The organism is Streptococcus minor DSM 17118 (assembly GCF_000377005.1).
GTDB classification, from domain to species: domain Bacteria; phylum Bacillota; class Bacilli; order Lactobacillales; family Streptococcaceae; genus Streptococcus; species Streptococcus minor.
Genome location: NZ_AQYB01000033.1, coordinates 419,352 through 443,821 on the forward strand (window position 1 = coordinate 419,352; position 24,470 = coordinate 443,821).

General features: G+C 40.6%; 19 protein-coding genes. 3 read left to right on the forward strand and 16 right to left on the reverse strand.

Annotation, left to right across the window (positions count from 1 at the left end; translation table 11 throughout):
- Nucleotides 1-42: 42 nt before the first annotated feature.
- Nucleotides 43-1,530, forward strand: coding sequence for a glucose-6-phosphate dehydrogenase (gene zwf, locus F602_RS0108345; RefSeq protein WP_018167519.1), 1,488 nt, complete (start codon nt 43-45; stop codon nt 1,528-1,530).
- A gap of 82 nt (nt 1,531-1,612) precedes the next feature.
- On the opposite strand, the gene ftsY is transcribed toward zwf, so the two are convergent.
- The 9 genes from ftsY to F602_RS0108390 all read right to left on the reverse strand — a co-directional run bounded on the left by ftsY (nt 1,613) and on the right by F602_RS0108390 (nt 10,724).
- Nucleotides 1,613-2,875: a signal recognition particle-docking protein FtsY gene (gene ftsY / locus F602_RS0108350; protein ID WP_018167520.1), complete on the reverse strand. Its 1,263-nt coding sequence runs from the start codon at nt 2,873-2,875 to the stop codon at nt 1,613-1,615.
- Nucleotide 2,876: 1 nt separating this feature from the next.
- The gene (locus F602_RS0108355) at nt 2,877-3,689 is read right to left on the reverse strand and encodes a Cof-type HAD-IIB family hydrolase (RefSeq protein ID WP_018167521.1); all 813 of its coding nucleotides are present in this window, start codon (nt 3,687-3,689) and stop codon (nt 2,877-2,879) included.
- On the reverse strand, nt 3,674-4,483 hold the full coding sequence (locus tag F602_RS0108360) for an HAD family hydrolase (RefSeq protein ID WP_018167522.1): 810 nt from the start codon (nt 4,481-4,483) through the stop codon (nt 3,674-3,676). The genes F602_RS0108355 and F602_RS0108360 overlap by 16 nt, the downstream gene beginning before the upstream one ends.
- Before the next feature lie 255 nt (nt 4,484-4,738).
- Entirely contained in the window at nt 4,739-5,635 is an 897-nt protein-coding gene (locus tag F602_RS0108365; protein ID WP_018167523.1) for a DUF7916 family protein, read from the reverse strand.
- A 355-nt stretch (nt 5,636-5,990) separates the two neighbouring features.
- Nucleotides 5,991-6,920 (reverse strand): aldo/keto reductase, encoded by a 930-nt coding sequence (locus F602_RS0108370; protein WP_018167524.1) that lies wholly within the window; start codon nt 6,918-6,920, stop codon nt 5,991-5,993.
- A gap of 1 nt (nt 6,921) precedes the next feature.
- On the reverse strand, nt 6,922-8,706 hold the full coding sequence (locus F602_RS0108375) for a glycoside hydrolase family 35 protein (protein ID WP_018167525.1): 1,785 nt from the start codon (nt 8,704-8,706) through the stop codon (nt 6,922-6,924).
- A 7-nt stretch (nt 8,707-8,713) separates the two neighbouring features.
- The gene (locus F602_RS0108380) at nt 8,714-10,069 is read right to left on the reverse strand and encodes a PTS sugar transporter subunit IIC (protein WP_018167526.1); all 1,356 of its coding nucleotides are present in this window, start codon (nt 10,067-10,069) and stop codon (nt 8,714-8,716) included.
- 16 nt (nt 10,070-10,085) lie between these two features.
- Nucleotides 10,086-10,370 carry a PTS sugar transporter subunit IIA gene (locus tag F602_RS0108385; RefSeq protein WP_018167527.1) on the reverse strand — a complete coding sequence of 95 codons (285 nt, stop codon included), beginning with the start codon at nt 10,368-10,370 and terminating at the stop codon, nt 10,086-10,088.
- Nucleotides 10,371-10,406: 36 nt separating this feature from the next.
- Nucleotides 10,407-10,724: a PTS sugar transporter subunit IIB gene (locus F602_RS0108390; RefSeq protein ID WP_018167528.1), complete on the reverse strand. Its 318-nt coding sequence runs from the start codon at nt 10,722-10,724 to the stop codon at nt 10,407-10,409.
- A gap of 214 nt (nt 10,725-10,938) precedes the next feature.
- Here F602_RS0108390 and F602_RS0108395 point away from each other — a divergent pair, with 214 nt between their 5' ends.
- Nucleotides 10,939-12,144 (forward strand): ROK family protein, encoded by a 1,206-nt coding sequence (locus F602_RS0108395; protein WP_018167529.1) that lies wholly within the window; start codon nt 10,939-10,941, stop codon nt 12,142-12,144.
- A gap of 326 nt (nt 12,145-12,470) precedes the next feature.
- Here F602_RS0108395 and F602_RS0108400 read toward each other — a convergent pair whose 3' ends face one another.
- Genes F602_RS0108400 through rnc form a run of 3 tightly spaced genes read right to left on the reverse strand, consistent with a single transcriptional unit; the run spans nt 12,471 to nt 17,508 of the window.
- Nucleotides 12,471-13,283, reverse strand: coding sequence for a Cof-type HAD-IIB family hydrolase (locus F602_RS0108400; protein ID WP_018167530.1), 813 nt, complete (start codon nt 13,281-13,283; stop codon nt 12,471-12,473).
- A 2-nt stretch (nt 13,284-13,285) separates the two neighbouring features.
- Entirely contained in the window at nt 13,286-16,819 is a 3,534-nt protein-coding gene (smc, locus tag F602_RS0108405) for a chromosome segregation protein SMC (RefSeq protein WP_018167531.1), read from the reverse strand.
- A gap of 2 nt (nt 16,820-16,821) precedes the next feature.
- Nucleotides 16,822-17,508, reverse strand: a complete 687-nt coding sequence (gene rnc / locus F602_RS0108410) for a ribonuclease III (protein WP_018167532.1) — start codon at nt 17,506-17,508, stop codon at nt 16,822-16,824.
- Between the two features lie 204 nt (nt 17,509-17,712).
- Here rnc and mnmE point away from each other — a divergent pair, with 204 nt between their 5' ends.
- Nucleotides 17,713-19,086 (forward strand): tRNA uridine-5-carboxymethylaminomethyl(34) synthesis GTPase MnmE, encoded by a 1,374-nt coding sequence (gene mnmE / locus F602_RS0108415; RefSeq protein ID WP_018167533.1) that lies wholly within the window; start codon nt 17,713-17,715, stop codon nt 19,084-19,086.
- A 132-nt stretch (nt 19,087-19,218) separates the two neighbouring features.
- Here mnmE and F602_RS0108420 read toward each other — a convergent pair whose 3' ends face one another.
- From F602_RS0108420 to F602_RS0108435, 4 genes are all read right to left on the reverse strand, one after another.
- Nucleotides 19,219-20,457 carry an HdeD family acid-resistance protein gene (locus F602_RS0108420; protein ID WP_018167534.1) on the reverse strand — a complete coding sequence of 413 codons (1,239 nt, stop codon included), beginning with the start codon at nt 20,455-20,457 and terminating at the stop codon, nt 19,219-19,221.
- Nucleotides 20,458-20,647: 190 nt separating this feature from the next.
- Complete coding sequence (locus F602_RS0108425) at nt 20,648-21,964, reverse strand: FAD-containing oxidoreductase (protein ID WP_018167535.1); 1,317 nt, start codon at nt 21,962-21,964, stop codon at nt 20,648-20,650.
- Nucleotides 21,965-22,111: 147 nt separating this feature from the next.
- On the reverse strand, nt 22,112-23,518 hold the full coding sequence (pepV, locus tag F602_RS0108430; protein ID WP_018167536.1) for a dipeptidase PepV: 1,407 nt from the start codon (nt 23,516-23,518) through the stop codon (nt 22,112-22,114).
- Nucleotides 23,519-23,618: 100 nt separating this feature from the next.
- Nucleotides 23,619-24,395: a class I SAM-dependent methyltransferase gene (locus F602_RS0108435; RefSeq protein WP_018167537.1), complete on the reverse strand. Its 777-nt coding sequence runs from the start codon at nt 24,393-24,395 to the stop codon at nt 23,619-23,621.
- Between the last annotated feature and the right edge of the window lie 75 nt (nt 24,396-24,470).

Below are 24,470 nucleotides of genomic sequence, written 5' to 3' on the forward strand. Positions count from 1 at the left end.
GCTATAATACAAGAAACATTAGAACAGATTGGAAACGAAACGATGTCATCACCTGTCTTATTTACTATTTTTGGTGCCAGTGGCGACCTTGCAAAACGCAAATTGTATCCTTCTCTTTTTAGACTCTACAAAGCTGGTCATTTAGCCGAAAACTTCGCTGTTATCGGTACTGCTCGCCGTCCTTGGACTAAAGAATTCTTTGAGTCAACTGTCATTGAATCTCTGGGCAGTCTACCAGATAACGCGCGTCAGGCTCATGAGTTTGCTAGCCATTTCTATTACCAGAGTCATGATGTCAATGACACAGAACACTACATTTCTCTTCGTAATCTCCAGAAAAAGCTTAGTCAGCAATATCAAACTGAGAATAATAAGGTGTTCTTTTTATCTATGGCACCGGAATTTTTCGGAACAATTGCCAAGCACCTCAAATCTGAAGGAATTGTTGATGGAACTGGCTTTGAACGCTTGATTATTGAAAAACCATTCGGCACCAGCTTAGAGACAGCTGAGAAGCTCAATGAAGAATTGTCTCAAACCTTTGAAGAGGATCAAATCTATCGTATCGACCACTACCTCGGTAAGGAAATGGTCCAAAATATCTTCGCTGTTCGCTTTGCAAATATCATCTTTGAACATATCTGGAATCGTGATTTTATTGACAATATTCAAATTAGTTTTGCCGAATCTATTGGAGTTGAGGACCGCGGTGGCTATTATGACCACTCCGGTGCCCTCAAAGATATGATTCAAAACCATGCTCTTCAAGTTCTATCCATTTTGGCTATGGATAAACCAGCAAGCTTTCGGGAGTCAGATGTTCGGGCAGAAAAAATCAAGGTTTTCCAAAACCTCAAACAGCAAACAGATGAGGAAATCAAGCGTCATTTTGTCCGTGGCCAATATACATCTGGGCGCATTGACGGCCACCACTATGTAGGCTACTTGGATGAGCCTAATATTGCGAGTCATTCGCAAACGGAGACCTTTGCGGGGGGTGTTTTCTTTGTTGATACAGATCGATTCCGTGACGTCCCTTTCTTCTTCCGCACTGGTAAGCGCCTGACCGAAAAAGGGACTCGAATCACCATCACTTTTAAGAAGGCAGAAGATATCTTTGGTCAGCATTCAGAGCAAAATATTCTCACCATATACATCCAGCCAACAGAAGGATTTTCTCTTTCTATCAATGGCAAGGAAGTTGGTTCAACCTTCTCGTTGACACCTGCTAAGTTGAGCTGGCGCCACAGTGCTGCAGCCCTCGGTAATTCACCTGAAGCTTATGAGAAACTCTTCTTTGATGTCCTCAATGGTGATTCTACCAACTTTAGCCATTGGGAAGAGGTAAAAGCTAGTTGGACGTTGATTGACCAGATTGTACGCGTCTGGGCTAATAACGAATCACCACTTTACACCTATCCAGCAGGTAGCATGGGGCCACAAGCCATCTTTGATCTCCTGAAAAGCTATGGTACAGACTGGCACTGGAAACCAGATAACTGGTACCGCGAACGAGGACTGTTGGAATAAGTAAAATTCACCATCCTCAAGTAATAAAAACAGAAGTTATCCAACTAGGAAAACTTCTGTTTTTTATTGATTCCAATAACTTTTATACGAGACCTTCTAGTAGACCACGCATAAAGTCCTCGGATGAAAACTCTCCAATATCATCGATTTTTTCGCCAAAACCAATGAACTTAACAGGAATATCCAGCTCCTGGCGGATAGCTAAAACAACACCACCTCTAGCTGTTCCGTCAATTTTTGTTAGGACAAGACCTGTCAGCGGAGTAATTTTTGAAAATTCCTTGGCTTGGACTAGGGCATTTTGGCCTGTTGAAGCATCAACAGCCAATAGTGTTTCATGAGGTGCATCTGGAAGGACACGCTTGACAATTCGACCAATTTTTTCTAACTCAGCCATGAGATTGTCCTTGTTTTGCAAACGACCGGCTGTATCAATCATGAGGATGTCAACTTCTTCGGCCAGAGCTCTTTCCATGCCATCAAAGACAACGCTAGCTGGATCAGACTTTTCAGGTCCTGTTACGACAGGCACATCAACACGACGGCCCCATTCAACTAGCTGGGCTACTGCTCCTGCGCGGAAAGTATCCGCTGCAACCAGCATCACCTTTTTTCCAAGCTGTTTGTACTTATAGGCCAATTTCCCGATAGAGGTTGTCTTACCAACCCCATTGACACCAACAAAGAGCATGACAGTTAAGCCTGATTGCATGTTGATGACTTCGTCGAATCGTCCATCTTTTTCATAGATAGTGACCAATTTTTCCAAAATGACACGCTGCAAGTCAGCAGATTTTTTAGCTTTTTGAAGCTTGGCTTCGTAGCGCAAATCTTCTGCAAGAGTCGATGCCACTTGAACTCCAACATCCGATAAAATCAGGAGTTCTTCTAACTCTTCAAAGAATTCCTCGTCAACGGTTCGGAAATTAGCAAAAAACTCATTCAGCCGAGTACCAAATCCTTTTCGTGTCTTCTCCAGGCTGCGCTCATACTTTTCCTGATCTGTTTCAGTTAGTGGTATCGGATCCGCTAGAACTACTCTCTCTTCCTTGGTCTGAATAGCTACATTCTCGCCTGTTTCCTGAGCTTCTTTTACTCGAGCTGCTAAGGCTGCTTTTTGTGCATAATAACGCTCCATGACATTTAAAGTTTGCTGTTTTGGATCTTCTTGATCAGATGTCATGACGGATTCTACTTCTGCGGAAAGCTCATCAACCTGTGTCGCTTCCGGTGTAGCAAGGGGTTCTACTACTTCATCATCTTCTTGCACCACATCAGTAGCCAAGACTGGTTCTTCGAGTTTCTCCTCAGGATTTTTTCCAAATAATCGTTCAAATAATGCCATCTTATTCCTCACCTAGTATATATTTACGGATTGCCCATGCAACCGCATCTTCTTCATTAGTCATGGGGGTTACAACATCAGCCACTTTCTTCACTGCATTAGCACCATTGGCCATACAGATCCCTAGACCTGCCCAAGCAATCATGGACAAGTCGTTTTCTTCATCGCCACAGGCCATGACCTGTGCTTGCCCAATCCCCAAGTGGCCAATCAGCTTTGCTAATCCTTCAGCCTTGTGAACCCCTTTAGGACTCCATTCCAGAAGAATTTCACGCGATTTGAAGATTTCAAACTGGTCATTCAATTCAACTGGAATCTCGGGAATTAGACCATCTATAACCTCTGCTTCATAAGCTGTGATGGCCTTGTTGAACTCTATATCTCTTGGTAGGTCTTCTAGCCTAGTCGGTACGAAGTTGAGTAGGCTATTACAAGTGGGATAAAGCGTTTCCACTGGTGCAGGTAGGATATAAACATCCCCACCATGGATGACGTCTAAGGGCAGGCCTAGTTTCTGAGTTGTCTGATAAATCGTTTCGACTGCTTCGATACCAAATCCTGTCTCATCCAAAATACCACCATCATTGGTTTGGACTAGACCGCCATTAAAGGTAATGGAATAGTCATCTGGATGCATGAGGTCCAATTCTTTGAGGAAATTCTCAACTGCTGCAAGAGGACGACCCGTTGTGATGACGACCTTCACACCTTGCTGGCGAGCCGCTATCAGTGCTTCCCGATTCGCAACTGAAATTTCTTTTTTTGCATTTAAAAGAGTACCATCAAGGTCAAGAGCAATTAGTTTGATCTGCATACAAGTTCCTCCATATAAGCCATAACAGAGCCCGTATCGTGGTTGTCAATGACCTTATCAGCAATTTTCTTGATTTCAGAAACAGCATTTTCAGGAGCAATAGCTGTCCCTGCAAAACGAAGCATCTGTTCATCATTGTAATTATCTCCAAATGCCACGACTTCTGATGCAGCAATACCAAGGATTTGGCAAAGATGTTCCAGACCATTTCCCTTATCAACATGCTCCAATATTACATCTAAACATTCGTAGCCGCTAGTCAGTGAGACAACACCATCAACTTCCTGAGTCAACCATTGACTCGCATCGTAGACCTCGTTCGCTGCGAAGTTAGCTCCAATTTTAAAAATTTCATCTTGAACGGACTCAAAATCATCCACAGTAAAAAGGGTAGGATAATAATGCTTCAAAAAAGTACGGTAATCATCACCAATGCTGGATAGGGTGTAAGCCCCCTTTTTACCCGATAAATGAATCATATCCCGATTTTGAAAGTGACTGGACTGTATCTTATCAACAATATCCAGATATACATCACGAGGCATCATCTCTTCATAAAGGGTCTTTCCCTGGTATTCTACCACCGTGCCATTTTCACCAAGAAAGATGACTTCATTTTGAAAGTCCTTAAAAACTTCCTTGAGGGACTGGACTGATCGGCCACTAGCCACTGCAAAATAAATACCCTTTTCCCGAGTCTGAACCAGTAATTTTCTTAAACGTTCAGCATCAAATTGGCTATTTTTGTCCAAAAACGTACCGTCCATGTCTGTTGCAATTAGTTTGATAGTCATTCAACTTGCTCCTTTTAGGATTTCATTCTCAGAATCCATACTAATGTTTATTATACCATAGAAAGAACATTTCACTCTAGTCTTTGAAAGGTTTCACAAGTATTAAAAGTACACAAGCAGATTTCTGATAAAAAATATCAAAAAGGTTAGAGAATATAAAAGCATTCTCCAACCTTTTCAAGATAATCTAAGCAAGTACTTAACCCTTATTCTACTGCTCTACGAATGATGGTAACTACTGTTTTCGTATAGATCCTATCGATTGATGGAACGAGCAATCATCGAAACAGTATGCCGTTGTCCTCTGATAGCCTTGCTCATTGCAAAAATGTTTTCAACTGGAGCTAGGCAACCATATCCCGCATCACCAATATGTTGAATATCTACTCCACAGATTTTGCTACGAATAGCCATCTGTTTAATGGTATCTGTATCTGCACTTTCTTGACTAGTCCCAATGGTACTCATGACTAATGCTCCTTTTTTATGAGCCAAGCGGACAACTTCCTTTAAGTCATTCTCGTCAAAACCTGGTACACTTCCAACTGCAGGAGCTAAAATCACATCAACTCCAGCTTCGATAAATTGATTAATCGCTTCTAAATCGACAACTGATTCAGCAACTCCTGAGCCATGCATTTTTCCAGCAAACAACAAACCAGAGAAATGCTGTTTTACAAGGTGAATCGCTTCGATAATAGCTTGGTTGGTCACACCAGTTCCAGGATTACCCGTCAAGCAAATAAAATCAACTCCTTGACGTTGGGCTTCTTTTATTGTTTCAATATTGGTTTGGCGTCCCCTATCAATAAAGAGACGTTCTTCTGTCATTGGTGCATTTGGATCTACAGGCTCTAAGTTAACACCAATGGGTCTTCCAACCAAGTGATGCAATTCCTTGACAAATTCCTTTGGATTGTTTAAACCTAATACCACTGGATCAAGCATATCAATTCCATTCAACAAAATTAAATCTGCTCCAAAAGCACATGCAATTTCTGAATTTGTTACATCCCCAATATAGGATTCTTTAAAAGCGACATTTTCAGAAAGAATAACCCTACCTTCACTCGCTTTTATACTCTGCTTGAGCTCTGCCGGTGTCATGTTTAAAATGTCAGATGCATTGGCACTAATAAATCTTTTAACCATAAAATTATCTCTTTTCTTTTATAAAATATTAAAATAATTTATTGAAAATGATTAAAAACAGATTTTTTATTTACTTTTTATTACTAATTAAGTTTATCATATTCCTCTTGAACTGTCAAAACTTTTTTAATTTTTTATCAAATGAGATAAAAAGTTGCATCCATACCTATGTATACAAATAAGAATTCTATTTACTAAAAATGTTAAAAATATCTGGATGCTAAAAAGAACGATAGCTATCAAAAAGGAATTAGTCCATAAAACTAATTCCTTTTCTATGATTGGAAGCTCTATTCTGCTATGGAAGAAGTATGTTGAATCCCAAGAATCAACTTTTTAACCCCTGATTTATTCATCATGGTAAAGGATTTCCGGCACTCTTATAAACTTGATACCATTCCTGACGGGATAGTTCAATATCAAAAGCAGCTGCCATAGCTTCTATTCTCTTTGGATTCATACTCCCAATAATAGGCTGCATATTGGCAGGATGGCGGATAATCCAGGCAATCACCAGAGCCTCAAATGGGACATGATACTCTTCTGCTAAACGTGTAATAGTAGCTGTTAACTCCTGATACTTGGGATGAGTCATAAATAGACCTTCCACAAGATCAACTTGAAAAGGAGACCACGGCTGCACTGTTATCTCATGAAGTCGACAATAATCTAGTACGCCACCATCACGAACAATTCCTCTCTCATTTTGTGCATTGACATTCAAACCAGCATCTAACATCGGAGTATGAGCTGGCCCAAATTCAAGTTGATTGATGACCAGAGGTTGCTGACAGAATTTTTGTAACAATTCAATCTGATTAGTATTATGGTTGCTGACGCCAAAATTGAGAACTTTACCTTCTCTGTACAGTTGTTCAAATGCCTCCGCTACTTCTTCTGGTTCAACCAAGGCATCTGGACGATGTAGTAAAAGAACATCTAAATAATCGGTCTCTAAGCGTTTCAAGCTCCCTTCAACTGCTTGTAGAATATGATCTTTCGAAAAATCAAAGTAGTAATCTCCATTTCCTCTCTGGATACCACACTTACTTTGGATAAGGATCTTATCGCGAGAGATGTTTGCTGCCCTAATTCCTTGAGCAAACCGGACCTCGGACTCACCATGGCCGTAAACATCTGCGTGATCAAAGAAATTGATACCAATATCCTGAGCACTAGATAGGACCCTCGTAACTTCTTCTAGCGAATACCTCCTCATTCGCATACAACCCAAGGCTAGCTGACTAACCCCTGTTAGCTTTTTTCCTATTTCTATATATTTCATTTCAAACCTCATCCTTAAAAACAGGTTGGTCAACTAACTGTAAGCAATCAACCCGAACATTCTCTGTTTCAAAAACAATAAACTCATTTTTTTCTTTTAGAAAACCTGATGGAACATAGAGGTATTGAATCGGGCCAATATTCCAGTAACGACCTAGGTTAAATCCGTTCACACTGATGCATCCTTTTCCATAAGCTGAACAATCAATAAAGGTATCTTGAATATCATCCATTTCAACTTCAAATCGATAGAATGTTGGTGCTTCGACCTTATCAGGACTTGGACGGTTGCACTCTAACTTTTCCAACATTTTAGAATCAAATGGCAAGGCATAGTGCTGCCAACCTTTTCTAAATTGATGGTTAATCATAATACCGCCTTTGACGCCTTTGGACTGACTTGGTGCACCTAATTTATAGCCGTAATTGACACGACCAAGATTTTCAACCAATACATCCACTTGGATTTGCTCTGTATCTGCACTAAAGAGCATCTCATCGCCTATTTCATCGCGATACTGAGTCGCCAAATGCTTTTGATTGATATAGAACTGGCAGCGATCATGGGCATCAATGGCCTTGAGTCGCTCTTCGTGGAATTGATTTTTGATCATCGAACGATAGAGGATATAGCCATGGTTTTGATGGATTTTTTCCATTGCTTGAGGATAATCCAATAGAATTTCTTCGGTAATAACTGGTGCAACCTCCAAAAGGTTTGCAGTTCCTACAACTGGAAACTTCCCATATCCTTTAGCTTGACGAATGATTGGTTCTGCTTGTTGGATATCTGGGAAAAGTTCACGCGTTACACGTTGAACTGCGTAATACTTTTCAGTTGGAACTCCCCATTCTGTGATGGGAGCATCAAAATCATAGGAAGTTACTTGCGGAAGATCTGTATGTTTTCTTGCTGAGCAACCACTGATAAATCCAAAATTGGTTCCACCTCTCAGCAAGAAGAGATTCAAATTTCCTATGGCCATCAGGTCTTTTACATCTTTTGCTAAATCTTCAGCTTCTCGGCGGACAATTGGTTCTCCCCAACGGTTAAACCAGCCATCCCAAAATTCCGTACACATGAGTGGCCATTTTTTGCCATATTTTTCCATGAAGTTCGCCAAAGCCTCGGTATTTTCTTTAGGCTGAGAACCAAAATTTCCTGTTACAAATATGTCATCTTCAATCAGTGTCCCTGACTCCAAAGCCTCAATCCAAGTGCCATCAGATGTAAATAAAGGTACTGTCACTCCTCTATCTTTCATCATCTTGGCAATACTTCGAAGATACTCCTTATCCTCTGCGTAAGAACCATATTCATTTTCAACCTGCATCATGAGAATTGGTCCGCCTTCTGTTGATTGATAAGGAAGGAGTTTAGGAAATAACCAATCGTAAAAGTTTCCAACTTTTTCTAAGAAATCAGGGTTGTTTACTCTAAAACGCATATTAGGATAGTTTAACAACCATGCTGGCATGCCACCAAAATCAAATTCTGCACAAATATAAGGTGTCGGACGGACTATCAAATGAAGTCCCATCTCCTGAACCAGCTTAAAATATGCTTCAAAATCCAGCAGTCCATCTGTTACAAATTGACCTTCATGTGGTTCATGTAAGCTCCATGGAATGTATGTTTCAACGGTATTGTAGCCAAGAGCTTTTAAATTATGAAGAGTTTCCGCCCATTGATTTGGATGAAGGCGAAAATATTGGATAGAACCTGATAGTATTTTAAAAGGCTTTCCGTCTAAATAGAATTCTTCTTTTATTTCGAATTGTGCCATTGTTCTGTTATACCTCCTGCTGTTTGTCTGCCATTTTGACGAAAGGTAGGTAGATAAGTGTCGAAATACCAATGTTTACCAAAGATAGAACGATTGCTCGCCAGTCAAATGCGGTAGCAAAGAAGCCATATAGGACAGGAGGCATTACCCATGTCACGTTTTGAGTAACAGGAGCTACCAATCCAAAGTAGGTTGCAAAGTATGCAACTGTTACCATAACAAGTGGAGTAAGAATATACGGAATCATGATGAGTGGATTCAGTACAATTGGAATACCGTACATAACAGGTTCTCCGATATTAAAGGTCATTGGCAAGATACCTAATTTTGCCACTTCTTTATAATGTTGGTTTTTGGATTGCCAGAATGTAGCAATCACTAACCCAATCGCATCAAACCAAACAAAGGCTCCAAAAGAATTATCTGTCCACATATATGGAATGGCAGCACCTGCCTGATAGGCTTCCAGATTTGCTAACATTGTAACACCGAACAAACTAGCCATAACAGGAGCTAGTACGTTTCCTCCGTGTAGCCCAAAGAACCAGAAGAATTTATTCAGGAATACAAGTAACAGAATCGCCCAGAAACTTTGCGACATATTGAGCAAGGGACTTTGCAATACCTTATAAACCCAATTAATCATCAATTCACCAGTTAAAGATTGAAACAGGAATGTGATAATACCGACTACATACATAGCAATTGCAGTTGGGATGATGGAAAGAAAAGGTTTCATAATAGCTGGTGGTACAGAATCTGGAAGTTTGATCGTCCAGTTTTGACTCATTGCTTTACAGAAAATCATCACTGCTAAAACACCGATAATAATGGCAGTAAAGTAACCTTTAGCACCAATTTGTTCAATTGGTATGGCGCCACTGATTGTCACTCCTAGCTCATTACCGTTTACTGTAAGTCCATCAACACTCTCCAGCATCTTTCCTAGACTCGAGCTGATTGTATCCTCTAGCATAAAAGTTTTGGAAATAGAATTTCCAATCGTGATGACGTAAGAAGCGATAGCCACTAAACCGGCTGAAGTTGTATCCGTTTTATAAATTTTTGCGATATTCACACCAAAGGTAAATAGGAAAAGCAGGGCAACAATCGGTATGCTTCCTTTAAAAATAATCCAATTTAAATCAACAAGCCATTGAAAAGTTGAGGTAAAACTTTCCCAACCAAATTGACTAGGCAAATCAGACAAAAAGGCATTGATCATTAAAGCAAAAGAGCCTGTCATAATAACCGGCATTGTTCCAATAAAAGAATCTCTTAAGGCTACCAAGAATTTTTGGTTACCAATTTTATTAGCGATAGGCATCAAACGATCTTGCCATTTATATACAAAACTTTCCATAAAAGCCTCCTTTAAATCAGTTTAGTTGTTTATATAGGTCAACGATTTCCTTTGCCAAATCCACAAAGGCGATACTGGTCATCAGGTGATCTTGTCCGTGTATCAGAAACAAGTTTAGTTTATTTTTTTCTCCCTGTGCCTCTTTTGAAAGTAGCTCAGTTTGGGAATGGTGTACAACTAATAGTGCTTCATGAGCAGCTTGGAGTTTTACATCGGCTACTTCAAATAATTGCTTTTTTGCAGCCTGAATCGCTTCCATAGCATTTGATTTAGCCTCACCACCATACATAATCAGTTGCATACAACTTCTACTGTTTGTTCTTCAGCCATATACAATCTACCCCATCAGAGACTCTGCTAACGCCAGCACTTTGTCCCCTCGCATCATGCCGTAATCTGTCATTGGAATGACCTCTACAGGAATGGAGTGCGAAGCGAGTGTTTCTTGAAACTCATCCAATAAATAACGCACTTGCGGACCTAACAAGACAACATCAACTGTATGATCTTTGAGGTATTCAGTGGCTTCATGAACAGGTACTGCAAAAATTTTTGCATAAAGTCCTTTTTCTTCTGCTGCTTTATTCATTTTGTTCACCAGTAAACTGGTACTCATTCCAGCTGCGCAAACTAGCATAATTTCCTTTTTGTCCATTTGCTCTCTCCTTATTGTTTCGTTCAACACTAGAATGTTTTTAATAAATTGTTTTAAATTATTTGTAATATGTAAATAAAAAAGCTGTTTTTTTCTATAAAATCATTTATTATTAACATTCTATAAACATTATAACCTAAAAAACACCTTATGTCAACGCTTACATTTGAAAAATTGATTATTTTTTGGTATTATTATGACAGGAGGATAAGAAATGGAACTAACACGCAAACAAGCTGAAATACGCGCCACCATTCTCGACCAACTTTATGCCAAAAGACCAATCTCCCGTATTGATATTTCTAAAGAAACCCATATTACTCCTGCTACTACTGGAAGTTTTATCAATGAGTTCATCCGATTAAACTTTGTCAAAGAGTTAGGAGAGGTCAGCAACGATCGAGCTGGTCGAAAAAAGCTCTTACTGGATATTGTTCCTGGACAATATTACTATCTAGGATTAGAACTATCTGAGAAGTATTTGGCTCTAGTCATTGCAGATAATGTTGGAGAGATACAAGCCAGTAGGCAGATAGAGTTATCTCTTGAAAAAGAAAAACCTACAGATAAGTTTATTATCAAACTAATGAAAAGTTTTCTAGACCAGTATCCTGATTATCCTATAACTGGCATAGGAATCGGTCTTCCTGGATATGCCAAGGTGCAAGAATCACCCACTATCATCTCCAAGAGTTCTTACTGGACAGACGTTAATCTTCATCATATTATCCAATCGTTCTCTGTTCCTGTGTATTTAGATAATAAATCTCACTGCCTCACACTTGCTGAACGTTTATTTTCCTACCATTCAGATGATAGTAATTTCATCGTTTACCATGTGGCAAGAGGAATCCATTATTCATATATGTATAATGGGGAAATTTATAGTCATAAAAATTTTTTAATTGGAGAAATCGGGCATACCGTCATCAATCCTCAAGGCGAACGGTGCTCTTGTGGTAAACACGGTTGTTTACAAGTGTATGCTAGCGAAGCCGATCTAATCCACAAGGCTACCATTCTCTACCATAGCCCTCTATCACTCTTAAAAACTCTTGTAAAAGATGAAAGTCAGATTACAATCAATACACTCCTTACTGCCTATCAATTAGGAGATTTAGGAGCTATTCAATTGATTGATACTGCTTGTCATTATCTTGCCATTTCGATTTCTAACCTATGTCAACTGATTGATACCGAAAGAATATACTTAGATGGTGAACTTTTTTCATCGTCTATTATCACAGACAATATACTCAACCATTTACAGGAAGAAATCCAGTTATTTCCCGAACAAAAGCAAACCGAAATCTGCATCATCCCATTTTCGCCCATCAATGTTGCCCGGGCTGCTGTCAGCCTCTGTATCTACCATGATTTTCTAGATAAGAATAATACAAATCCTATCACCGTTGTCTAATAATATCTATTGGTAAACTTATTCTTTTTAGAATCACAAAACATGCTGATAGTCGGAAGAAGCATCCCAAACAAGACACCAGAAAAACGCTCTTGTTCAACCTAGCTAGTAAGCTAGAAACAAGAGTGTTTTATAATGTTCTAAAAAGCTTGCTCAAAAAATCAGGACCATTCAAAATCTAGTGGAGTTGAGGGAGAACAGTCAGTTCGACAACTTGTCTAGAAATCACACACATATGGACAAGAGTTCTTTCGATTGGTGACTATTTATCTTCTAAAAAATAAAACAGTGGACGAATCTCGTCCACTGTTCCTACTACTATTGTACTAGGTAAGTGATAAGTGATGCTGTATGTAGCCAAGTACCGCATCATCATCACAAAAGCCGATGACCTGATTAGCTACTGCCTTGATGGAATCTCGGGCATTTTTAGTAGCAATCGCTGTACCAGCAAACTCCAACATCTCAAGGTCATTTTGGTTGTCACCAAAGGCGATCACATCTTGATTAGTTAAGTCAAAGTAATCACAAAGTCGAGCAAGAGACACTGCTTTATTGATATCTGATAAAATGATATCAACTGAGTTAAAACCTGTAGTGACAGCAGAAATACCATGAAAACTATTATTGAGCCATTTGTAGACCTCAGAAAATGTTTCCTCTGAAAAATATGCTGCTATCTTGACTATTTCGTCAGTAACCTCTGATAAGTTTGCTACCTTTTGTAACTTAGGATAATATCTGGCACAATTCTTGTAATAAGCATCATCCACTGCTTCAGAGATATAGGCTTGCTCTATGCCAGATAACAGAATCCGGTCAGTTGGTCCATAGGGACTGTTCTTGATAGCAGCCACAATAGGCTGATATTCCTCTGCTGTGAGGAGCTTATCCTGAAATAGCATCTGCCCTTGATAGGAAAGGAGACTACCATTTTCTGCCAAAAACACCATATCATTCTCAAATCCTTGAAAAACTTCCTTTAAGCTGAGTAAGGGACGACCGCTAGCAGCCACAAACAGGTAGCCTTTTTCCTTGAATTGGTTTAGAATATTTCGTAATCCTTGCCGATCATAGCTATGATCTGATCGTAGAAAGGTTCCATCAAGATCTGTTACAAAGAGCTTAGTTATTTTCATTACTACATCCTTTCTATATCTTTGAGCTTGACAGAAACGATTTTTGAAACACCAGATTCCTGCATAGTTACACCATAGATAGCGTCAGCAGCCGACATAGTCCCCTTACGGTGAGTCACTACGATAAACTGGCTGGATTTGTCAAAGCGATTGAGGTAGTCTCCAAAACGCTTGACATTGGCCTCATCCAAGGCTGCTTCAACCTCATCCAGAATGACAAAAGGAATGGTTTTAACGCGGATAATAGAGAACAGTAAAGCTAAGGCAGACAGGGCTTTTTCTCCACCTGACATAAGGTTGAGGGACTGGATCTTCTTGCCCGGTGGCTGAACAGAAATCTCGACACCAGCTGTCAATAAGTCTGGACCGGTCAATATCAAGTCTGCAGCCCCACCACCAAACATCTGCTTAAAGGTCATCTGAAAAGAGGATCTTATAGCATCAAAAGTTGCTTTAAAGCGTTCTTTCACCTCATCATCCATTTCGTGGATAGTGGCTAGAAGCAAATCACGGGCTGAAAGCACATCATCTCGCTGGCTGTTTAGAAAAATCAAGCGTTCATGAACTTCTTGATACTGTTCAATGGCATCTAGGTTAACAGGACCAAGGTCACGAATGGATCGTTCCAAATCTTTTAAATTCTTCTCAGCTTGAGCCAAATCTTCCAATTTCCGAGCTTGTTTCTGAGCTTCTTCAAAGCTGACTTTAAAATTCTCTGTCAGACTAAGTAACAGATTACGTAGTTTATGAGCAGCCTGCTCACAATCAGCCTCTAACTTGGCCTGACGACGGATGAGGTCATCATTTTTCAAACGAGCTTTCTCTAATCTTCCCTCCAAGTCTTCAAATTGACCTTCGATATCTTCTAGCTCAAACTTAAATCGAACGATAGCCTGATCGGTTTTTGCTTTTTTACTCTGAGCTGCTTGGAGTTGTTCCACTAAGACATCCAGTGTAGTATCATCCAAGGCAACATTCTTCTCATCGATAATTTCTTGGAGAAGCTCTATTTCCTTGGTCAAACGAGCGATATCTTCTTCCAAACGTTTTATCGTTGTCTCTTCAAAGCGGATTTCACTCATTACCTGAGTTTGCTCCAATGTCAGGGCAGATAAGTTGTCTTGTAGAACCTGCAGCTTCTCTTGAATGGCATTGCGGTTCGTTTTTACTTCTTCAATCTGCTGATTGATTTCAGACTTCTTGTCTTCGAAGCCAGCCAACTCTAATTGGAGACTGGAAATAGTTACCTGTAAGTCTGTCAATGTATCAGGTGAAACCTGACTCACTTGCAAATCATAGAGTTGTTGCAAATCGACTAAGCGTTCCTCTAGCTGTTGCGTTTGTAGGCGAATCTTTTGTTCCTCAAGTCGGGCAGTCTCTCCTTCAAGCTTAATAGCCTCTAGTTCTGCACGATCTGTTTCCAGAGACTCTTTCCTTCTTGCAATCTCAGCTTCTTCTGCTTGCAATTTTGCTGACAATACCTTGATTTCTGCTACCAATGCATCCAACTCCGGCTTGATAAAAAGACTGTTATTATTGCGGAGAGCACCACCGGCAAAGGAGCCGCCTGGTCGAATTTCAGATCCGTCCAAGGTCACGATTCGGACTTGAAAGCGTGTTGTTCGAGCAGCTTGATTGGCATGATCAAGGTCATCAAAAATAGCTGTTGCTCCTAGCAGATTTTGGAAAATGCCTGCCAGAGAACTATCATAAGTTACCAGCTGATCAGCAGTTCCTAGGAATCCAGCACTGGCTTCTAATTGAGCTAAATGATGACTGGATAATTGGCGGGGCTTGATAGTCGTTAAAGGCAGGAAAGTCGCTCGTCCTTGTCGACTTTTCTTGAGGAAGGCGATGGCCGCTTTGGCATGACTTTCCTTCTCCACAATAATGTTCTGACTCGCTGCTCCAAGGGCAATTTCCATAGCTGTTTGATACTGAGGCTCAAAGGTGATATGTTCACTGACAGCACCTATAATCCCCCCAATTTCTCTGGCATTTTGCAAAACAGCCTTCACGCCAGCATAGAAATTGGAATGATTTTTTAGAATAGCTTCTAAGCTAGTTTGTCGGGCCTTTTTTTCCTTAAGGAGATCCAAAAGGTCAAACATCTTACTTTGTTGTTCCTGGTACCTAGCCTGTGCTTGAGAAAATTTAGCTTCGCTGGACTTGTAAGTATCAAGAAGGTGACGAAGTTCTAGCTCGGCCTGAGTCAGCATCTTCTGACTGCTCGCCAAATCTTTTTCCGCCTCTGCCTTATCTACTTGTAACTTCGCTAATTCCTGAGCCTTATTCTCAGAAAGTCGGATATGATTATCCAGCTCTTGCTCTAGCTTAGCCAATTGGTTGGAGGTATCTGCTTCTGCCTGCATGAGACGGACATAGTTTTCCCGTAAATGTTCAATGATTTGATCCGGATTTTCAGAAAAATGAGCAATTTCCTTTTGAACTTCTGCAATGCTTGGTGTCAACTCAGATAGGCGTGATTGTAGATTTGCCAATGTTTTCTGGCTGCTTGTCAAGTTTTTCTGAGTTTCTGCTAAACTTCTTTCTTGACCAAGCAAACGTTCTTGAGCTTCCTGCTTGCTAGATTCATTTTGGCTGGATTCTAGCTCATATAGGGCCTGCTTGCGCTCCAAATCACTAATAAGACGAGTTAAGTCCAGAAGAAGTGCCTGCTCTTTCTCCAGTGACTCAGATAATTTATGCCGTTCTTGCTTGAGGGTTTGATTTTCTAGCTCTAAGTTGTCACGTTGTTCGTAGTAGCTAGTCAAATCAGCTTTGACCTGAGTCAGCGCCTCCTCTTTTTCTGTCAGCAGGCTACGCCCCTTTTCAATTTGAGCCACCAACACTTCCAGATAAAGTTGTTGACGCTTCTCATCCAATTCTAGAAATTGCTTGGCCACTTGAGATTGTTTTTCAAGTGGTTTTATCTGATTATCCAGCTCGTAGATAATATCCTCCAAGCGGTCCAGATTATCTTGGGTTTGCGAGAGTTTACTTTCCGTTTCCTTTTTACGATTCTTATACTTGAGAACACCCGCTGCTTCCTCGAAAATGCTACGACGTTCTTCTGGTTTTGAGTTGAAAATTTCTTCGACTCGCCCCTGAGAAATAATAGAGAAAGAATCTCTCCCCAATCCAGTATCCATAAAGAGTTCATGGACATCTCGTAAACGAACTTTCTTACCATCAATCAGATACTCACTATCTCCTGAGCGGTAAATATGCCGCGCTACCGTAATCTCCTTGGCCCGATCCGCAATAAAACCATTGCTATTATCAAGCGTAACCACTACAGAAGCAAAATTGAGAGGCTTGCGCTTTTCCGTACCAGCAAAAATAACGTCAGGCATCTTGCCACCACGCAAACTCTTGGCTGATGATTCACCCAAGGCCCAGCGGAGACTCTCCGTAATATTGGACTTGCCAGAGCCATTGGGCCCAACGACAGCAGTCACCCCCTGATCAAAAACTACTTTTGTTTTGTCAGCAAAGGACTTGAATCCTTGCATTTCAATTGATTTTAAATACATGCTTATCCTTCGGCCTCCAAAGCATTTCTCGCAGCAGCTTGTTCTGCTAATTTTTTGGAACGCCCTTTTCCTTGACCAATGACTTGTTGATTGGCCATCACCTGAACCGTAAAAGTCTTATCGTGAGCGGGGCCCACTTCATCTATCACAAGGTAAGCAATGTCAATATCACCATTCACCTGTAATGTTTCCTGAAGGCTTGTCTTGTAGTCTGTCACGCGCTCATAATTACCAATTTCCAGCTGGGGAATCATGACCTGATGAAGAAACTGCTCGACAGTTTCCTCACCCTTATCCAAGAGTAATGCCCCTAAAAAAGCTTCAAAAGCATCACCTAAAATAGTATCGCGGTTGCGCCCTCCAGATTTTTCCTCACCTTTACCTAGGAGCAAGTGTTGGTCAAAACCACAACTCCGTGCAAAACCAGCTAAACTCTCCTCGCGGACAAAACTAGAACGAAGTTTGGACATCTCTCCTTCTGGAAAATGAGGGTATTTCTGGTAAAGATATTTGGAGATAATGAGCTGAAGAACAGCGTCTCCTAAAAATTCCAAGCGCTCATTGTGTGAAATTTTTAGAAGGCGGTGCTCATTGGCATAAGAAGTATGAGTAAAGGCAGTTCGTAAGAGATCTAAGTCAGCAAAATCGATACCATAATCCGTTAGCAAACGCTGGTGCAATAATTTCATAATAGACTACCATTCCTTTTTTATTATTCTTTTATCGTCCTAAACCGACTCTCCCATTATACCATATTTTCCTATTTCTGATGATTTTAGCCCCCATGCTAATCTGACTTTCCCCATGCGAATCCTCAGCTTATCTAGCTCAAACATGGTATAATATTTTTTAGAAGAAATTTGTTTGATATATAGGCAAAAAAGAGGACTAAAATGATTACAAAAGAATTTGATACCATTACTGCCATTGCAACACCATTAGGTGAAGGAGCTATCGGTATTGTCCGTATTTCAGGGACAAATGCCATTCTTATTGCACAAAATATTTTTAAAGGAAAAAATCTAGCAACAGTCTCATCTCATACCCTCACTTACGGCCATGTCATAGATCCGGACAAGGATGAAATTTTAGATGAAGTTATGGTTGGTGTCATGCGGGCTCCAAGAACATTTACAAGAGAAGATGTGATTGAAATCAATACCCACGGTGGGATTGCTGTCACCAACGAAATCCTGCAACTGATTCTAAGGCAGGGGGCACGGATGGCAGAGCCTGGCGAGTTTACCAAGCGAGCCTTTCTCAACGGAAGAGTAGATTTGACTCAGGCAGAGGCTGTTATGGACATTATCCGTGCCAAGACTGATAAGGCTATGAATATCGCAGTTAAACAATTGGATGGCTCTCTTAAAACATTGATTGAAAAGACGCGTCAGGAAATCCTCAACACTCTAGCCCAAGTTGAAGTCAATATTGACTATCCTGAGTATGATGATGTGGAGGAGATGACCACTCATCTCATACGAGAAAAAACGATTGAATTCCAGGCTCTTTTGGAAAATTTGCTTCGGACTGCCCGTCGGGGAAAAATCCTACGAGAAGGACTATCAACAGCTATTATTGGACGTCCAAATGTAGGAAAATCCAGCCTGCTCAATAACCTACTTCGTGAGGAAAAAGCTATTGTCACTGATATTGCTGGTACCACCCGTGATGTCATTGAGGAATATGTCAATATTAAGGGAGTTCCTCTCAAGTTGGTAGACACAGCTGGGATTCGAGAAACAGATGATATTGTGGAAAAAATTGGAGTTGAGCGTTCCAAGCAGGCCTTGTCTGAGGCTGACCTCATTCTTCTAGTTCTCAATGCCTCTGAAAAACTAACAGAGCAAGACCGCGCATTACTAGCGTTATCTGAGATGACACGCCGCATCATCCTTCTGAACAAGACTGACTTACCAGAGCAAATTGAAGCTCAAGAATTACCAGAAGATGTTATCCGCATCTCCGTTCTTGAAAACCAAAACATTGATTTGATAGAAGAGCGCATTAACCAACTCTTTTTTGATAATGCTGGTATCGCTGAGCAAGATGCTACCTATCTCTCCAATGCCCGCCATATCTCCTTGATAGAACAAGCTGTCCAATCCCTACAAGCGGTTAATGATGGCCTTGAGATGGGTATGCCAGTAGATCTCCTTCAGGTGGATATGACCCGCACATGGCAAATCCTAGGCGAAATCACAGGTGATGCTGCCCCAGATGAACTCATTACCCAGCTCTTTAGTCAGTTTTGCTTGGGGAAATAAGGAACCAGCAAAACCCTAAATCCTTTCAAGGATATCTACTCCTTTCTAGTTATAAGAAGATTAGACATACAAAGCAAGGGTATTTACAAGACTAGAAAAATCACCTGTCAAGGTGATTTTTTTCATTCTACTTTAATTTTCTTGTTTTCCAATGACCATCTGGCTCACCACACGACTATTGGGATTTCGAAACTCTTTCTCCAGATAAGTCTGGTAAGCACCCGGTGTTAGAATACCATGATTATCCAAAATATCCATACCAGTGCCTGCTACTACATCATCTACCAACTGTACGCAGTTAGTGGTCATGACAAAGTAAGTCTTATAGCGTCCAGTTTGAAACTTATAGGCCTGAGCTCCATATTTTTTAATCATTCCACCTAGATAAGAATTTTTTTGCTTTTCTGTCTTTAAAGGAAAGTCTCTTGCATCACTTAAAATCTTGTCCAGTCTGGCCTGAACTGCTCCTTTTTCTTCTGCAGATAAGACGAGTCCATAACCAAAAACAGCTCGCCAAGAGTCCGCCATCAAGCTCTGTTTGTAATTTTCAACCGGCATCGTCATCAGGATACCATCACCAATGGCTTCAAACAAACGATGGCTTTCCACATCGTGGTTTCCATAAGAATAGATTTTTCCATCTAGTGCAAAGTCCACATGGCCCATTCTCTCAAACCCCTTACGAGCTGTATGAACCCAGATTTCCAAATCAACAGGTCTTTCCTTGTCCCCTAAAAAGAAGGACTGACTCGTATCGGGATTGAGATACTGATTAACCTTATCCAAAGCAAACATAGGTACTAGAGCTGTGACAATGATTGGTAGATTGATTCGTTTTCTTCGAAATTTGGTCATTTGCTTGCCCCAGTCAAATTCCAAACCATCCCGAAAGCTAGACAATCCTAAAAAAATCAGATAGAGACCTACAAGACTGTAAAGACTTGGCAGAAAGGTCTCTTCATTCCCTAGAACTGAAATACCAAATAAAATATGCAAAGAACCATCTACCAGAGATACCCAACGACCAGATAGACGATTACTAAAGGCTATCCAGCTATGAATCAGCAAGAAAATACCAACCATCATCTGATAAATGGCAATCAAATTAGCAAAGAGTGCCGTTGATAGCCAAGGGGAAGTCACTAACAAAAGACCAATAACTAGTCTAAAAAGTAATCTGAATAAAATAATTTTTTCTTTACTTTTCAAAAGATGAATAGTAGATAAGACTGTTTGTATCAGTAAAAAGACCCCACCTAGAGCAAATAGAAAATTGGAAAATTTTTCTTGTAGGTACAGAAAGAAAATCCCCAAAATAGCAAGAGCAAATCCTACTACATAGTAGGTCCATGATTCATATCTTTCTCTCATATCTCCACCTTTCTATTTAACTACTTCTCAGAGAAAAATATTGACTTATCCAGTTGTCGAATTGAAACATCAGTGTATCGTTGCTCATATAGACAAAAATTCAATCAAATAGATGTAAATTGTATCTATTTGATTGAATTTCAATACTGTTATACTCCTATAAAACTCGCCAAGAAGTTTACTCAATGTTTTAAAAGTTAAAGACATCGTTCAAATTTTCAGCCATCGTTGGGTGGGTGAAGATTTGATTTTTGATGTAGGTATATGGAATATGATTATCCATAGCCATCTTGATAAGATTAATCGTTTCCTGAGAGTCAGCAGCAAAAAGAGTGGCTCCTAGGATAAGCTGACTATCCTGATCAACTATAACTTTGTAGATACCTCTTAGATCATTGTTGACATGGGCACGAGGCATGTTAGCCACAGGTAGACTGTTGGCTTGATAATTGTAGCCCATTTCTTTAGCTTGAGCTTCGGTCAGACCTACTTGTGATAGAGGTGGTTCTATGAAACTGGTTGTTGCAAGACTAGTCCGTTTTTGCAAATTATAGTCACCACTTCCTGTCAGTTTGCCAAAGACAATTCTAAAATCATCTAAGGAAGTATAGGTAAACTGCGGTCCACCATTCACATCTCCCACAGCATAGACACCTGAAACTGTTGTTTCACAATAATCATCTACTTTTATGGCTCCACGATCAGTCAGCTCGATGCCTGTATGTTCCAATCCCAAATCAGCAGTATTTGGCTTGCGACCCGTTGCATACAGCAAAGCATCAAATGAATGCTCTTCACCAGCCACGGAAACAACAACTTTATTTTCTTTGTTAAATACTTGGTCAATCTTGGCAGAGAAGCTAAAGCTAATACCATCTTCTTCCAAGTAGGTTTGTGCTAATTGTGCTACTTCTGGCTCGTATCGACTTAAAATGTGGGTAGAAGATTCAAAAACTGTCACCTTGGTGCCCATTTTCGCATAAAAGCTAGCAAACTCCAGACCAATATTTCCACCACCGATAATACCTAAATGCTGTGGCTGGTCCTCTAAAGCTTGAATACCTGTACTATCATAGACATATTGGCTCTCACTCAATCCTGGAATCGGAAGCATAGCTGGTATAGCACCTGTATTGATGACAATCACATCAGAAGTCAAGAATAATTTGTCTTTTCCTGCAGTCACTTCCACTTCCTTATCAGCTACAAAACGAGCAACTCCAGTTACTAATGTCACACCTGCGTTTTCCAAGACTAACTGGTTCTTGTTCCGTAGGCGAGTCACTACGGTATCCTTTTGAGAAAGGGCAGTAGAAAAATCCAGTCCATTTTCTGCAGCCACTAAGAGAGTCTTAGTGGGAATACAGCCGATATTAATACATGTACCACCATACATGCTGGTGTCTTTTTCGACTAAAGCCACATGCTTACCCATCATGGCAAACTTAGCAGCCAAGGTTTTCCCAGCCTTCCCAAAACCAATCACAACTAAATCAAATTTTTCCAAATCAAATGAACTCCTTTATTAAACATATATTAATGGTTTCATATCTTGATTCTCTTGTCAGAAATCGAATACGATAGGGTAGAACCAAAAGAGCAGAGAGCACATGTCTTGCTCTTATATCACCCAAACCAACGGTTGCATCCAAACTTATTTAATCAATTCATAAATACTTTCTGCATAGATGGCTGCTGCTCGGAAAAGATCTTCCACATCTGCAAATTCATTGGCCTGGTGCATGGTATCAGTGTAGCCTGGGAACATAGCTCCGAAGGCTACGCCACGCTTGAGGAGACGTCCAAAAGTACCACCTCCAATGATTTGTTCATACCCTTTAAGGCCAGTTTGCTTTTCATAAACTGCTAAAAGAGTGGACACTAACTCATCTTCCATTGGTGTGTAGTGTGGCGTGTGCATGTGTTGGCTGAGGGTAACCGCACTAACTCCTTCTAACCCCTGTAAAATAGACTGAATCTGATGCTCGTCTGTTCCTTGAGGGAAGCGGAAATTAAGGGCGATTGTATTGTCAGATGACTCTCTATCAAACTTGAAAACACCAGCATTCATGGTCAACTTGCCCATTTTTTCATCTTCATAAGCTACACCTGTCGCCTCCCCAAAGTGGTCTTTGTGAAGGATGTTACCTGCAATATTTAGATAATCCTTGGCAGGGCCAGCAAAATCAAACTGGCTGAGGAAGTGAGCTAGGTAAGTCACACCATTGATACCAGATGCTGGACTAGCACCGTGAGCTGATTTACCAATGACTTGCAAGTGGAAAAGACCATCTGCTTCTGTCAAGCTCGCTGTGACAGGATTTTCAGCTGTAAAGCTCAGCAATTTTTCCTGCAAATCTACCAGGCTCAGACCACTAGAAAAGACCGCTGTTCCTGACTCAGGAACCATGTTTTCACGGAGACCGCCAGATAGGCTATGAAGGATAAAATCGCCATCGTTGGCACCCTCAAAATGCAGGTACTCAGTAATATTTCCTTTTTCGCCATTGATGATTGGAAACTCGGCATCTGGAGAAAATCCAAAATCAGGTTTTGGCAAGCCCACATGTGCGAAATAATAGTCCATATCCGCCCAGCCAGACTCCTCATCGGTACCAACAACAAAGCGGACACGTTTGGAGACAGGCAGTCCCAAATCCTTGATAATCTTCAAACCATAATAACAAGCCACTGTCGGTCCTTTATCATCTGAAGAGCCACGGGCGTAAAGTTTTCCATCAATAATCTCTGGTTTATAGGGATCCGTATGCCATCCAGAGCCAGCAGGCACTACATCCAAGTGAGCAAAGATACCTAGTTCTTCTTCTCCCTGACCGAAAGTAAAATGACCTGCATAGTTATCCACGTTCTTTGTTTCGTAACCATCACGCTCTGCCATTTCCAAGAATTTTTCCAAGGCTTGAACAGGACCAGGTCCAAAAGGATGTTGGGCATCTGCCAAACTATCATCACGCTCCGAGTTGATTTCCAAAAGGCTAAATAAATCAGCCATCATCGCTTCTCTTCGTTTGTCTACTTCTGCTTTAAAATCAATTGACATATCATTCCTCGATTCTCTTTTTTCTTCCCCTATTTTACCACAAAGACAACTACTTTTCAGATATTTTGGAGAAAAAAACCACCTCACGGTGGTTTAAGCCCTACAATTTAATGGAAAGATTTGCTAGATAGTCACTGCCAAATCGACTCAGGCAATTTCTCTCATCTTTTGACTCATAAAAGTCAATCATGACAAAGCCAGCTTTGAGCTGACCACCAATTTGGTCTTCCAGTGTATGGCTAAATTCGTAACCAAACTCGGGATTGATGGTAATTTTCCCAGCCTCCTCCAGTTTCCGAGAATTGAAGGGAAGAGGATACTTCAACTCCAGAATTTTATCAGGATAATCCCAAACATCATCGCTATCATAGCTGTAAACCCAGGGATTCATATAGCCCACCATCAGTAAGCCACCCTTTTTCAACACACGATAGGACTCTTGCCACATAGTGGTCAAATTTTCAACATAGGCATTAGACACTGGACAAAAAATGATGTCAAAACTCTCATCTTCAAAAGGAAAGCGCTTGGTCATATCTGCCTCAACTGTCCGGATATTTAGTCCTTCCCGATCTGCAACCAGGGTGTCCTTGGCTAACTGCTCTTTTGAAAAATCCATGATGGTGGTCTCATAACCATGGGCCGCAAAGATTGGCCCTTGCTGGCCACCACCACAGGCGAGACCAAGAAGTTTCGTTCCCTTGGCCTTTTCAAACCAGTCTAGTGGCACACTTTTCCCCACGGTCAAAGCTACCTGAAGAGAGTTATTTTTAGCTTGGACGAACTCTTCATGGCTAATGAGAATTGTATAGGCATTTCCTTGCTTGCTAGACACCTGATTCCATCTATTCTTATTGTAATGTAAATAATCGTTCATAGTTACCCCATCGAGGTCAGGTGCAAATGTAACCTCGTGTCTTGATATTATTCATTTATTTTACCTCCTTTACTA